At 59.0% G+C, this 12,971-nt stretch carries 12 protein-coding genes; 8 read left to right on the forward strand and 4 right to left on the reverse strand.

Annotated features, from left to right (window positions below; translation table 11 throughout):
• The 5 genes from AB4N44_RS04260 to AB4N44_RS04280 all read left to right on the forward strand — a co-directional run bounded on the left by AB4N44_RS04260 (position 1) and on the right by AB4N44_RS04280 (position 5,747).
• Positions 1–411, forward strand: coding sequence for a GFA family protein (locus AB4N44_RS04260; protein ID WP_127928228.1), 411 nt, complete (start codon positions 1–3; stop codon positions 409–411).
• 54 nt (positions 412–465) lie between these two features.
• The gene (locus tag AB4N44_RS04265) at positions 466–849 is read left to right on the forward strand and encodes a hypothetical protein (protein ID WP_316916514.1); all 384 of its coding nucleotides are present in this window, start codon (positions 466–468) and stop codon (positions 847–849) included.
• A gap of 258 nt (positions 850–1,107) precedes the next feature.
• Positions 1,108–1,947, forward strand: coding sequence for a glutathione-dependent disulfide-bond oxidoreductase (gene yghU, locus AB4N44_RS04270; protein ID WP_316916515.1), 840 nt, complete (start codon positions 1,108–1,110; stop codon positions 1,945–1,947).
• A 285-nt stretch (positions 1,948–2,232) separates the two neighbouring features.
• Positions 2,233–4,413, forward strand: a complete 2,181-nt coding sequence (locus AB4N44_RS04275; RefSeq protein WP_127928235.1) for a TonB-dependent siderophore receptor — start codon at positions 2,233–2,235, stop codon at positions 4,411–4,413.
• A 140-nt stretch (positions 4,414–4,553) separates the two neighbouring features.
• Positions 4,554–5,747 (forward strand): GAF domain-containing sensor histidine kinase, encoded by a 1,194-nt coding sequence (locus tag AB4N44_RS04280; protein WP_127928237.1) that lies wholly within the window; start codon positions 4,554–4,556, stop codon positions 5,745–5,747.
• Here the strand turns inward: AB4N44_RS04280 and AB4N44_RS04285 are convergent.
• The 3 genes from AB4N44_RS04285 to AB4N44_RS04295 form a co-directional block, all read right to left on the reverse strand.
• Positions 5,744–6,385: a LysE family translocator gene (locus AB4N44_RS04285; RefSeq protein WP_127928239.1), complete on the reverse strand. Its 642-nt coding sequence runs from the start codon at positions 6,383–6,385 to the stop codon at positions 5,744–5,746. The two genes, AB4N44_RS04280 and AB4N44_RS04285, sit on opposite strands and share 4 nt — an antisense overlap.
• Before the next feature lie 727 nt (positions 6,386–7,112).
• Positions 7,113–7,454 carry a hypothetical protein gene (locus AB4N44_RS04290; RefSeq protein ID WP_460110093.1) on the reverse strand — a complete coding sequence of 114 codons (342 nt, stop codon included), beginning with the start codon at positions 7,452–7,454 and terminating at the stop codon, positions 7,113–7,115.
• 86 nt (positions 7,455–7,540) lie between these two features.
• Positions 7,541–8,185: an ATPase gene (locus tag AB4N44_RS04295; RefSeq protein WP_127928243.1), complete on the reverse strand. Its 645-nt coding sequence runs from the start codon at positions 8,183–8,185 to the stop codon at positions 7,541–7,543.
• Positions 8,186–8,354: 169 nt separating this feature from the next.
• Between AB4N44_RS04295 and AB4N44_RS04300 the strand changes: the two genes are divergently transcribed.
• The 3 genes from AB4N44_RS04300 to AB4N44_RS04310 all read left to right on the forward strand — a co-directional run bounded on the left by AB4N44_RS04300 (position 8,355) and on the right by AB4N44_RS04310 (position 10,432).
• A complete protein-coding gene (locus tag AB4N44_RS04300) occupies positions 8,355–8,603 on the forward strand; it encodes a hypothetical protein (protein WP_127928245.1) in 249 nt (82 codons plus the stop codon).
• A 147-nt stretch (positions 8,604–8,750) separates the two neighbouring features.
• The gene (locus AB4N44_RS04305) at positions 8,751–9,908 is read left to right on the forward strand and encodes a GGDEF domain-containing protein (protein WP_460110091.1); all 1,158 of its coding nucleotides are present in this window, start codon (positions 8,751–8,753) and stop codon (positions 9,906–9,908) included.
• 8 nt (positions 9,909–9,916) lie between these two features.
• Positions 9,917–10,432: a PaaI family thioesterase gene (locus AB4N44_RS04310; protein ID WP_160040471.1), complete on the forward strand. Its 516-nt coding sequence runs from the start codon at positions 9,917–9,919 to the stop codon at positions 10,430–10,432.
• Between the two features lie 269 nt (positions 10,433–10,701).
• On the opposite strand, the gene AB4N44_RS04315 is transcribed toward AB4N44_RS04310, so the two are convergent.
• Positions 10,702–12,900, reverse strand: a complete 2,199-nt coding sequence (locus AB4N44_RS04315; protein WP_460110090.1) for an OsmC domain/YcaO domain-containing protein — start codon at positions 12,898–12,900, stop codon at positions 10,702–10,704.
• Positions 12,901–12,971: the final 71 nt, after the last annotated feature.

The following is a 12,971-nucleotide window of genomic DNA, read 5'->3' on the forward strand; positions in this document are numbered from 1 at the left end:
ATGCTCACGCCCTCCCCTCAGACCTTCCGGGGCAGCTGCCTGTGCGGAGCGGTGAAATACCAGATCCGCTCACGGCCCAAAGCGCTTTCGCACTGCCATTGCAGCCAATGCCGCAAAAGCCACGGCGCAGCGTTTGCCAGTTATGGCAGCGTACTGCGTCAGAACCTGGAACTGCTGGAGGGCGCCGAACAGCTCAAGGCCTATCAGTCTTCGCAATCGGTACAGCGCCAGTTTTGCCTGAACTGCGGCTCGTCGCTGTTCTGGGCAAACAATCAGGGTGAGTGCCGCGACTGGATTTCGGTAGCCCTGGGCACGCTGGACACGACGTTCACCACGGAAAAACAGCAGCACGTCGAAGTGACGTCGAAGGCGCCGTGGTTTGAAATCAAGGATCAATGGCCGCAGCGCTGAGCCTGAAAGATTCTTCATCAGACGTTGCTTCACCCTTTGGAAACCCGAGATCAGATGAAACTCTCAAAAAAAGCGGCTTTCCTTGCGCTGGTAATGGCCGCGATACCTGTCATTGCGTTGCAGATATTTCTGTATGACGCCGAAATAACCATGGCTCAGGCATCCATGGGCAGCGTGCCTGTTCAATTGATCGCAGAAATACTGATCACCATCGCCACTCATCTGTTTGTCGTCCTGATGGCGCCAATGCTCTTGATCGCTTACAGGAAGTACCTCGCCGGCTATGCGGTGCTTGGCCTGTCCCTCGCTGCTTACGCCCAGATGACCACAGGGCTGGGTGTGATCGGGCCGATGATCGCGGTCATCGCCGTCTCGATCCTGGGGTTTTATGGCTTCAGAAAAGCCAGCGAATGGGTACGTTATATGCGCGCGAAATGAATGACGCGACCGCTCAATCGCACAGCAGACCACCGTCGTGCTGACGCGAGCAAGCGCTCATCGCTTCGCTCAGCCATGTCCTGAAGGCTGTGCTATTGGCGCAGTTCTCAAACGGCCGTGGTGATTTGGCCAGTCTCAGTGCCGTGGGCAATTGCAAGCACAGAAATCCATCGCGCTCTGGAACAGCAAGCGGGTTCTGTGGTGTCCTGTCCATTCTCAGCAGGTATTTTTCCACTCGCCAACGATGAGGCCCCTTACATGAGCAAAGCGCCGTACGTTCCGCCCCAGGTCTGGAAAAACGAAGCCCCGTCCGGTGGCCAGTTCGCCAGTATCAATCGGCCGATTGCCGGGTCGACCCATGACAAGACCCTGCCGGTGGGCAAGCACCCGTTACAGCTGTATTCACTGGCCACGCCCAACGGCGTCAAAGTGACGATTCTGCTGGAAGAGCTGCTGGCGCTGGGGCACAGCGCTGCCGAGTACGATGCGTGGCTGATCCGCATTGGCGAGGGCGATCAGTTTTCCAGCGGGTTTGTCGAGATCAACCCGAACTCGAAAATCCCGGCGCTGCTGGATCGCAGCGTCGAGCCACCGATCCGTGTGTTCGAATCGGGTTCGATCCTGCTGTATCTGGCGGAAAAGTTCGGTGCTTTTCTGCCGAAAGACCCGGCCGGCCGTAGCGAAACGTTGAACTGGCTGTTCTGGCAGATGGGCGCAGCGCCTTATCTGGGTGGCGGCTTCGGGCATTTCTATGCGTATGCGCCGGAGAAGATGGAGTACCCGATCAACCGCTTCACCATGGAAGCCAAGCGGCAGCTGGATGTGCTTGATCGACGTCTGGCCGAAAGCACTTACCTGGCGGGTGACCGTTACACCATCGCCGACATCGCGGTCTGGCCGTGGTACGGGCAACTGGTGCGCAACAATGTCTACTCCGCCGCCGAGTTTCTTGCGGCTCATGAATACACCCATGTACAGCGCTGGGCAGAGGAGATCGCCCAACGGCCGGCCGTCATTCGCGGGCAACGCGTCAATCGCACGTGGGGCGATGAGGCGACTCAAGTGCCCGAGCGGCACCAGGCCGAAGATCTGAACTGAGCCCTTTTCACCTCACGCTCATCCGCTGAGCGTCCCCCATCAGCAGCGCCGGCGCAGTTTTTTTGCGCCGGGCCGCTGCGCTTTGATTCACCCCTCGCACGCCCCCGAAAACTCCACTTCCCTGCCAATCCCTCGCGGTAGAGCCTCCGGTCAATTGTGAAAAATTCATTAACTAACTGAGCCGTACGGCTTTCTTCACCCGGAATGATCTGACACACTAATGCGAATAATTCCTACAAGCACTCGCACTTAATTCGTTTTCGTATCATTTGGGGAAGCAGATTGATGTCGTTTCACACCCTACACCGCCGCGCAAACCTCTCGCCCAACCTGTTGGCGCTCGCCATTTGCATGGCCAGCGTCGCACCTGCACTGGCCGATGAAACAACGCCCGCCACGCCTGAAAAAGCCGCGGCGACCGGCACGCTGGAGCTAGACGCGACCGAAATCGGCGCCACCCAGATGAGCAGCACCACCGAAGACACCCAGTCCTACACCACTGGCCCGATGCGCACGGCGACCAAACTGTCGCTGACCATGCGCGAAACGCCTCAGGCGGTGACGGTGATTACCCGTCAACGGATGGACGACCAGAACATGACCAGCATCAACGACGTGGTGAAAGGCACGCCGGGGTTGTTCCTCAGCCAGGCCAGCGGCCCGGGCCGGCAGACCTACAGTTCGCGCGGCTTCGACATCGACACTATCATGTACGACGGCCTGCCGAGTTCGTACTCGCCGTTCTCGATGGCGGTGCAACCGAACCTGGCGATGTTCGACCGCGTCGAAATCGTCCGTGGTGCGACCGGCCTGGTCACCGGTGCCGGCAACCCTTCGGCGGCGATCAACCTGGTGCGCAAACGCCCGACGGCCGATCAACGCGTGACCCTCACCGGTGCCGCCGGCAGTTGGGATGACTACCGTGGCGAGATCGACGCTTCCAGCCCGTTGAACGAAAGCGGCACCTTGCGTGGTCGCGTGGTCAGCTCCTATCAGGGCGCCGACAGTTTCCGCGACAAGGAAGAGAACGACCATGGCTTGTTCTACGCCATCGGTGAAGCCGACCTGAGCGACAGCACCACTGCGACCCTCGGTTTCTCGCGGCAGAATGAACAAACCAACTATTTCTGGGGCGGCCTGCCGATCGGCACCAATGGCCATCACCTCGATCTGCCCCGCTCCACCTACCCGGGCACCGATTGGGAAAACCGCAAGCTGCAAATCGACACCGTGTTCGGTGAAGTGGAACATCGTTTCGACAACGACTGGAAACTGCACGTTGCCGGCTCGACCTCAACCCTCGACGGCGAGTTCTCCGGGACTTACCTGTCGCGTTACGCCGGCCCGCTGGAAACCACGGCCTATCAATCCCATCACACTGACAAGCAGCGCTCGCTCGATGTGTTCGCCAGTGGCCCGTTCGAAGCGTTCGGCCGCAGCCACGAACTGGTCGTCGGCGCCAGCAACCGGGTGTATGACGCGACCACCAAGGAATACGACCCGTACACCACCGCCTGGCCGATTGGCGCACCCAAACCTGACTTCGTGCGGGACGGCAAAACCCGCAACGTCACCACCCAGGATGCCGTGTACCTGACCACCCGCCTGAGCCTGGCCGATCCACTGACGCTGATCCTCGGCGGCCGTCTCGACTGGTATGACTACGATGACCGCTCCGGCGATGGCGACTACAAGGTCACCCGCAACCTCACCCGCTATGCCGGCCTGATCTACAAACTTGACGACCACCACTCGGTGTACGCCAGCTACACCGATATCTTCACCCCGCAGACCCAGAAGGATCTCGGCGGCAAAGTGCTCGACCCGATCGTCGGTGAAAACTACGAAGTCGGCATCAAGGGCGAGTACTTCAACGGCGCCCTCAACGCCAGTCTGGCAGTGTTCCAGATGGACCAGACCGGCCGTTCCACTCTGGCCGACAACCAGTTCGGCTGCCCGGTCATGACCTGCTACAACTCATCGGGCAAGGTGCGCAGCCAAGGCGTCGATATGGAATTGCAAGGCGCCCTGACCGACAACTGGCAGGTCGGCGCCGGCTACACCTACACCCGCGCGCACTACATCAAGGACGAAAACCCGGCCAACAACAATCAGCGTTTCGAAACCGACACGCCAGAGCATCTGTTCAAAGTGTCCACCGTGTACCGCTTCCAGGGTCCGCTGCAACACCTGCGCGTGGGTGGCAACGTTTACTGGCAGAGCCGCATGTACAACGATGTCGCCCTCGCCAATAACGGTAGCTACCGCCTGGAACAGGGTGGCTATGCGGTCACCGACCTGATGGCCGGGTACGAAGTCAACAAACACCTGGATCTGCAGGTCAATGCGAACAATATCTTTGACCGCGTCTATTACTCCGCCATTGGCTCCAATGTCACGTGGGGCTCCAACGATAACTATGGCAACCCACGCAGCTACATGCTGACTGCCAAGTACAAGTTCTGAGTTACAGACGATCAATTGCTTAACCAATACCAAGGGCGCCCGGAAATCCGCGGCGCCCTTGTTTTTTTCCGCCCGCCGCATTAGTCATGAACGGCAATACCAGATAGTCTCTGAGCGAACTCATCACAAAGCATCGCCCCATGACCAACCCGGACTTTGCACCCGACATCGAAGCCATCCGCAGTATTGACTCGGTGCCGGTCATCCTGAGCATGGTCAAACACCTCACGGGCATGCGGTTCGCTGCGGTCGCTCGGGTCACCGAAAGCAACTGGGTGGCATGCGCCGTCGATGACTCGATTGATTTCGGGCTCAAACCCGGTGGCGAACTGGTGCTCGAATCGACCATCTGCCATGAGATTCGCCAGCATCAGCAGCCGGTGATCTTCGGTCATGCCAGTACGCACCCGATCTTTTCCTTGCACCACACGCCGAAAACCTATGGGCTGGAAAGTTACATTTCCATTCCCATCGTCAAAGCCAACGGCGACTTCTTCGGCACGCTGTGCGCCATCGACTCGGTCCCGGCCAATATCGATGAACCGGCCATTACCAAAACACTGACCCTGTTCGCGCAATTGATCGCCATGAACCTGGACACGCAACGCCATCTGGAAGCGACCCAAATCGAGCTGAACAACGCCAATGAACTCGGGCGTCTGCGCGAGCAGTTTATCGCCGTACTCGGCCATGACCTGCGCACCCCACTGAGCGCGGTGCGCATGAGCGCCGACCTGCTGCAAAGCAAAACCGAAGACAAACGCTCACTCAACCTGATTGCGGCGATTCGCAACAGCTCGGTGCGCATGGGCGTGTTGATCGAAAACATCCTCGACTTTGCCCGAGGACGACTGGGCGGCGGAATTCCGGTGCAGCGCAAGCTGGTGGATGACTTGCAGCACACCTTGCAACTGACCCTTGCCGAGGTTCAGGCGTCCCATCCGCAGGCGAATTTCATCCATGAACTGGATGTGCCGGCAGGCGTCTATTGCGATGCGCTGCGGATCAGCCAGTTGCTTTCCAATCTGCTGGGCAATGCGGTTACCCACGGCTCGAACAGCACACCGATCGTTCTCAAAGCCTGTGCAGAAAACGACGAGATCGTGATTTCCCTGACCAATCAGGGCACACCGATTTCAGCGCAGCTGATGCCGCTGCTGTTCGAACCCTTCTCCCGCGCCGAAGCCGGGCAACGTTGCGAGGGCTTGGGACTGGGGCTTTACATCGCCTCGCAGATAGCGATGGCACACAACGGCACGTTGAGCGTTACCTCAAGCGCCGAGTCGGGAACCTGCTTCGTGGCGAGATTCCCGGCCCGGTTCAAATGGGTTTAAGCGGTCTGCCGACGCATCGTCAGAATCGCCGCGCCAAAACCGATAAACGTAGACCCGACCACCCGACTGACCCAACGGGACAACGCCGGACGAGTCAACACGCCCTTGGCCCGCGAGGCCAGCGCGGCATAAACGCTCAGTGACGATACCGACAACGCCATGAAGATCGAGGTCAGGATCAGAAATTGCGGCAACAGTGCGGCGCCCTGATCGATGAACTGCGGGAACAACGCGGTAAAAAACATCGTCGCCTTGGGATTGGTCACCGCCGTCAGAAACGCCGACTTGTACAGCTTGCCGCGAGTCGGCCGCCCCTTGCTCGCCTCCCCCTCGATAGCCTCCGGGAGCATCGGGCCCTTCTTGAACAGCTGCTTGACGCCGAGGTAGAACAGATACCCGGCACCGATGATCTTCACTGCGTTAAACAGGATTTCCGAGCTGGCCAACAACGCCCCCAACCCCAACATCGCCGCCGCCGACAGACAGAACAGACCGCTGGCATTACCCAGCGACGACCAGATCGTGCTGCGCTGCCCATGCGCGAGACTGTTATTGATCGCCATCAGCGTCGCCGGTCCCGGGCTGGCGATGGCAATTGCGGCGACCAGAGTGAAGGTCAATATCGAGTGAGAATCCATTTTCGCTGCTCGCAAGATTGAAGTTGCCGCATCTTACAACAACCGGCTGCATAGCCCAGATCAAAAGCCCCTCACCCTAGCCCTCTCCCAAAGGGAGAGGGGACTGACGGTGGTGTTTGGGAGAGTTACGCCGACGTGCGATACCGCGTTGAGCTGAGGCCTTGAAAAGCACACAAATCGGCCCCCTCTCCCTCGGGAGAGGGCTGGGGTGAGGGGCAGCTCCAACACAAATCCCAAGCCGACCACGCCCCGCTCTTCACCACTCAATAGGCCGAGTGTCAGCTCGCCTGCTTTTGATCTTGATCCACGGGCGACGTCGGAAGGCTGAGTGGAGGGATTGATCCGGGCGTGGGAGCGCAGCGACCGTTTGGCGCAGCCAAACACAGCGAGAGGAGGTGCAGCGAAGCAAACCGTAGGCGCTGCGCCCGGATCGATCCCGGAGCGAAGGAACCCCGAGCCCCAGCGAGCGGGCCGCACGCAGGAGCAAGCGTTTTTTGCTTACTTTTTTTGGCGTTTGAAAAAAAGTGAGTCGCCGTAAGGGCGAAACCGTAATAAGCCATCACCGCAGCAACGGATATTCACAAAGAACACCCCGAGCATGGTCGGCCCAAAGGCCGCCAAGCCCAAACAAAAAAAGCCCCGCAAACCGAATGAAAGGCGCGGGGCAAAAAATTGGTTGGTTGCGGCCAACCAAAGGAGCTCAGTCAAATACGTACAAAAGCGAAAATCAGATGCAATCCTGCGCAGCCCGCTCAAAACTCGAAGGCAAAAGATTCGAAGCCAACAAATGCCGCTCGTAGATAAACACCTTGCCGCCATTGCCAGCCTTGTAAGCCTCCAGCACGTTGTCAGCCGAAATCTTGCTCGGCACCACAATCCGGTAACTACGCTGAGTCTGCGAAACCGTCGGATTCATCGCACTGCCCTGCAACTTCGGCACCACGCAATCAGCGTATTGCGCAGGCGTCTTGCTGGTCTGCAGAGTAAGGCTCGGATTGTTCGGCGCCGAAGCGCAACCAGCGAGCAGCAAAGAGGCAACGGCCAGAGCAGGCACAAAGAAAAGACGCATCGGTGTCATCCTGAAAATAAAGGTTCGGTTCAACCGGCAACGGTTCAGCCTCACGGAGCCGCCGTCGCCATTTATGTTTTAAGTGTTCAGCTCGACGCCACCAGCGCCTTGAGCGACACATCGAATTGCCTCAAAGCGTTGAGTTGCAGGTCACGCTGTTTGTCGATCTGCGCGGCAATGGCCGGTGCCGCCTGGTGATGCACCCAGACCGATGGCAGCTGTTTCTCGACGGCGCCTTCAGCCTTGCCGATGTATTGCAGGTCGGCGTCGTAGAAACGTGCGGTGAAGCGCGCTTCGACCAGGCTGTTTTGCTGCGTCAGCAAGCGATTGAAGGTGTCGAGCTTCACCACCACGTCGGGATGCGCCTGTACCAATGCGTCGAGGTTGTCGTAAACGGTCACCGACAAGAACTGTTGTTGCAGCGAACTCACCAGCCAGTCGATGGCCAGTTCCGGATCGGAGCTGCTGACGAAGGCTTCACGAATCCGCGAGTCGAGCGCATCTTTCGCGCCGTTGACCGCCATGTCGTGGTAACGCTCAAGGTATTGCAGGTTGTCCAGGGTGTTCTCGCTGAGCAACACGCCGACGGTTTGCGAATGCTGCAATGTCGCGCTGCTGCCGGTGAGAGTCTGGAAGTGACACGACCCGGCGTCGGCTGCGAACGTCGGTGCAGTGAAGAGTGCTCCGCCCGTCAGCAGGGCGACCATAGCCAGTCGGGTCAATGTGTTCATCGCGCAAATTCCTTGAGCTGCGTGTTCGATGGAGGCGATTTTCCGCCGATTGCCGACAAAGCAGAACTTGCGTTTCTTGATGGTCACTATTACTTCTAGCAATAGTTGCGCGACGTGCAGACTGATACACACTCAATACAAGTAGAAAAAGACCCATGAGGAACCTTCCTTGAGAACGTTTGACCTGATCCGAGACGCCGTTCTGCCCGACTTCCGCGAGCGCGTGGCCGAGTACCTTGTGCAGTACGAAAGCATATTGCTGGACAAAAACCTCACCGACCCGCAGCTCATCACAGACACCGCCAATCAGTTACGCGGTTACCTGCGCGGGCTGAACACCACCCGCGTGCTGGGTATGGCTTATTGGGAAGAACTGGATCGTCGAGTCGTCGACACCTGGCTCGCGCCGGAGCAATGACCAATCCGCGCAGTGGTTGGGGCGGCGGCGAGCAACCGCGCCCTCCCCGTTGCCAGTGGTCTGCGCGGCAACGCGACCTCTGCGAAAAAACCGCCCGAACGCTTACAATCGCCGGTCTCACTGCCAATCAGACAGGCGCATCAAGAAATGCCGCTCGACCCACCTACGATGTTGACCATTTCCATCGCCCTCGCAGCCGCCGCCGCGCTGTATCTGGCGATCGAATGGCGCAGCATTCGTGAGCCATCGCTACTGTTCTGGAGCGCCGGTTTCGCCACCATCACCGTCGGTTCCACCCTGGCCCTGCTGCGCAGCAGCGGCTTTTTGCTGATCGGCATCTGGTTCGCCAACGGGCTGCTGGTGACCGCGCATTTCCTGTTCCTGCTCGGCGTGGCGCGCTTCACCCAGATACGCCTGTCGTCGGCCTGGTACCTGATCTTCGTGACCTGGCTGGTCATGCTGTTGTTGCCGGACGGGCCGCTGTGGTCGAAGGTGATGCTGGCGGCCAATTCGTTGCTGGTGGCGCTGTCGACCCTCAAGGCCAGCTCGCTGCTGCGCCCCCACGGCAAATCGTTGAGCGTCGGCGCGGTGCAGTTGCGCTATGTGCTGCTCGGTCACGGGATTTTCTACGTGGCCAAAGCCCTGACCGTGGTGATCCCCGGCACGCTGATCGATCTGGCGGCGTTTCGTGGCGAGATCATCCAGATTTCTCTGGTCGAGGGCGCGATGGCAATCATGTTGATCGCCTTGTCGATGACCGGCACCGAACGTTACCGCCGGGAAAAACAGATCGCCCGGCTTGCCGAGCGCGATCCACTGACCGCTTTGTACAACCGCCGCGCCCTCGAGAAACGTGCGCCGCGCCTGCTCGAACAGGTATCGCCCGAGCATCCCGGCGCCCTGCTGCTGATCGACATCGACAACTTCAAACTGGTTAACGACCAGTATGGCCACACCGCCGGTGACCGTTTGCTGATTGCCCTGAGCGAGCTGATCCGCTCGGTGCTGCCGCGTAATGCGCTGACAGCCCGTTTGGGTGGTGACGAGTTCGTCATTCTGCTCAACAGTGCTTCGAGTGAGCGCGTCATGGAACTGGGCAACACGCTGCGCGAGCAGTTTCTCAGCACCACTTCGCAGACATTCCCCACCACCGCTGCCGTTACCCTGAGCATCGGCGCCAGCCTGTTCGACAACCAGCCGGCCAACCTCACCGCGCTGATCGAACAAGGCGACGCCGCCCTCTACGAATCGAAACGCGGCGGGCGCAATCGCTTGCGTCTGACCGGGCTCACCACTCCAGGATAATAAAAAACATGTCCAGCCTCGATACGCCTCTGCAAGACCTCGCCGCGCCCGAAGGCGTTTGCTACGGCTGCGGCGGCCGCAACCCGCACGGCCTGCACGTCAAAAGCCATTGGCACGAAGACGGTGTGCACGTGATTGCCGAACACCTACCGGAGGCCAAGTACTGCGGCTGGCCGGATCTGGTCTACGGCGGTCTGATTGCGATGCTGGTTGATTGCCATTCCAACTGGACGGCGATGGCGTACCACTATCGAGCGGAAAACCGCGAACCCGGCAGCCTGCCGCGCATTGATTGCGTCACCGGCAACCTCGGGATCAAGTTCATCAAACCGACACCGATGGGTGTGCCGCTGGTTTTACGGGCGAAAGTCGAAGGTGAAGTCGGGCGCAAGACGCGGGTGATTTGTGAAGTGTTTGCCGGTGACGTCCTCACCGCCGTGGGTGATTCGGTGTTTGTGCGAGTGGATACCGGGCAATTGGCGAATGCGGCGCATGGGCGGAAAAGCCAAAGCCCCTCACCCTAGCCCTCTCCCAGAGGGAGAGGGAACTGACCGAGGTGTTTGGTTGAAATACGCCGACCTGAGATATCGAGCCGAACTCGGGTTTTGCAAAATCCTCACCTCAGCCCTCTCCTTGGGGAAAGGAGACTGACCGAGGCGTCTGGTTGAAATACGCCGACCTGAGATATCGAGTCGAACTAGGATTTTGAAAAGCCCACAAATTAGCTCCCTCTCCTAGGGGAGAGGGCTGGGGTGAGGGGTGAATTCACCACCGAACCCAATGTGAAACAGGCTTAAACCTGTTTCACATTCGCCCGCGCCGTATGCAGCTTTTTATAGCTCTCGATCAAACGCAAATGCCGATCCAGCCCTTCCAGCTTCATGCTGGTCGGCGTCAAACCGTAGAAACGCACGCTGCCGTTAACCGAACCAATCGCCGCATCCATACGCTCATCGCCAAACATACGACGGAAGTTAGCCTCGTAGTCTTCCAGTTCCAGATCCTCGTCCAGCTCCATCTCCAGCACCACGTTGACCGCTTGATAGAACAAGCCGCGCTCGACGGTGTTGTCGTTGTATTGCAGGAAAGCTTCGACCAGATCCTTGGCCTGCTCGTACTTCTGCAGGGCGAGGCAGATCAGCAAGCGCAGTTCCAGAATCGTCAACTTGCCCCACGGCGTGTTGTCGTCGAACTCGACGCCGATCAGTGTGGTGATCTCGGTGTAATCGTCCTGCTCGCTGTTTTCCAGGCCTTGGGCGAGGTTGCGCAGGCCGACTTTGCTCAGGTTGTGCAGGTTGAGGATGTCGGCACGGAACTGCAGGGCCTTGTTGGTGTTGTCCCAGATCAGGTCTTCGACCGGGTAGATTTCCGAGTAGTCCGGCACGAGGATGCGGCAGGCCTTGGCACCGATGTGCTCGTAGACCGCCATGTAGACCTCTTTGCCCATGTCTTCGAGGATGCCGAACAGCGTCGCGGCTTCTTCGGCGTTGGAGTTTTCACCCTGGCCGGAGAAGTCCCACTCGACGAATTCGAAGTCCGGTTTGGCACTGAAGAAGCGCCACGACACCACACCGCTGGAGTCGATGAAGTGCTCGACGAAGTTGTTCGGCTCGGTAACCGCCTGACCGGAGAAGGTCGGCTGCGGCAAGTCGTTCAAACCTTCAAAGCTGCGCCCCTGCAGCAATTCGGTGAGGCTGCGTTCCAGCGCCACTTCCAGGCTCGGATGCGCGCCGAACGAGGCGAACACGCCGCCCGTACGCGGGTTCATCAAGGTCACGCACATCACCGGGAATTCACCGCCCAACGACGCGTCCTTGACCAGCACCGGGAAGCCCTGCTCTTCCAGGCCTTTGATGCCGGCAAGGATGCTCGGATACTTCTCCAGCACTGCTTGCGGCACGTCCGGCAGGGCCATTTCGCCTTCGAGGATTTCACGTTTGACCGCGCGCTCGAAGATCTCCGACAGGCACTGCACCTGCGCTTCGGCGAGGGTGTTGCCGGCGCTCATACCGTTGCTGAGGTAAAGGTTTTCGATCAGGTTAGACGGGAAGTACACCACTTCATTATCCGACTGGCGCACAAACGGCAGCGAGCAGATGCCGCGCTGGGTATTGCCGGAGTTGGTGTCGAACAGGTTCGAGCCGCGCAGTTCGCCGTCACGGTTGTAAATCTTCAGCGTGTAGTCGTCGAGGATCTCGTTCGGCAACTCGTCTTTCGGGCCCGGTTTGAACCATTGTTCGTCCGGGTAGTGGACGAATTCGGCGTTGGCGATTTCTTCGCCCCAGAACTGGTCGTTGTAGAAGAAGTTGCAGTTCAGGCGCTCGATGAATTCGCCCAGTGCCGAGGCCAGTGCGCCTTCTTTGGTCGCGCCCTTGCCGTTGGTGAAGCACATCGGCGAATGCGCATCGCGAATGTGTAGCGACCAGACGTTAGGCACGATGTTGCGCCACGAGGCGATTTCAATCTTCATGCCCAGATCGGCGAGAATGCCCGACATGTTGGCGATGGTCTGCTCCAGCGGCAGGTCCTTGCCGGCGATGAAAGTGCCTGCGTCCGAACCGGCAACCGGCATCAACAGCGCCTGGGCATCGGCGTCGAGGTTCTCGACTTCTTCGATGATGAATTCCGGCCCGGTCTGCACGACCTTCTTCACCGTGCAGCGGTCGATCGAGCGCAGGATGCCCAAACGATCTTTCTCGGAAATGTCCGCCGGCAACTCGACCTGGATCTTGAAGATCTGGTTGTAGCGGTTTTCCGGGTCGACGATGTTGTTCTGCGACAGGCGAATGTTCTCAGTCGGAATGTTGCGGGTGTCGCAGTACAACTTCACAAAGTAAGCCGCACACAACGCCGACGATGCCAGAAAGTAGTCGAACGGCCCCGGTGCCGAACCATCGCCCTTGTAGCGGATGGGCTGATCGGCGATCACCGTGAAGTCGTCGAACTTGGCTTCAAGTCGAAGGTTGTCGAGAAAGTTGACCTTGATTTCCATGCGGGATTACCAGAATACGGCTAAACGAATGGCCGCCATTATCCGGTTTTTGCGCGGGAAGTCTTGCCCTT

This window comes from Pseudomonas sp. S3_C06, assembly GCF_054667675.1.

Bases quoted from the DNA above. Each gene is read 5' to 3' on its own strand.
- AB4N44_RS04260 (WP_127928228.1), top strand. From the start codon at position 1: ATGCTCACGCCCTCCCCTCAGACCTTCCGGGGCAGCTGCCTGTGCGGA.
- AB4N44_RS04265 (WP_316916514.1), top strand. From the start codon at position 466: ATGAAACTCTCAAAAAAAGCGGCTTTCCTTGCGCTGGTAATGGCCGCG.
- yghU (WP_316916515.1), top strand. From the start codon at position 1,108: ATGAGCAAAGCGCCGTACGTTCCGCCCCAGGTCTGGAAAAACGAAGCC.
- AB4N44_RS04275 (WP_127928235.1), top strand. From the start codon at position 2,233: ATGTCGTTTCACACCCTACACCGCCGCGCAAACCTCTCGCCCAACCTG.
- AB4N44_RS04280 (WP_127928237.1), top strand. From the start codon at position 4,554: ATGACCAACCCGGACTTTGCACCCGACATCGAAGCCATCCGCAGTATT.
- AB4N44_RS04285 (WP_127928239.1), bottom strand. From the start codon at position 6,385: ATGGATTCTCACTCGATATTGACCTTCACTCTGGTCGCCGCAATTGCC.
- AB4N44_RS04290 (WP_460110093.1), bottom strand. From the start codon at position 7,454: ATGCGTCTTTTCTTTGTGCCTGCTCTGGCCGTTGCCTCTTTGCTGCTC.
- AB4N44_RS04295 (WP_127928243.1), bottom strand. From the start codon at position 8,185: ATGAACACATTGACCCGACTGGCTATGGTCGCCCTGCTGACGGGCGGA.
- AB4N44_RS04305 (WP_460110091.1), top strand. From the start codon at position 8,751: ATGCCGCTCGACCCACCTACGATGTTGACCATTTCCATCGCCCTCGCA.
- AB4N44_RS04310 (WP_160040471.1), top strand. From the start codon at position 9,917: ATGTCCAGCCTCGATACGCCTCTGCAAGACCTCGCCGCGCCCGAAGGC.
- AB4N44_RS04315 (WP_460110090.1), bottom strand. From the start codon at position 12,900: ATGGAAATCAAGGTCAACTTTCTCGACAACCTTCGACTTGAAGCCAAG.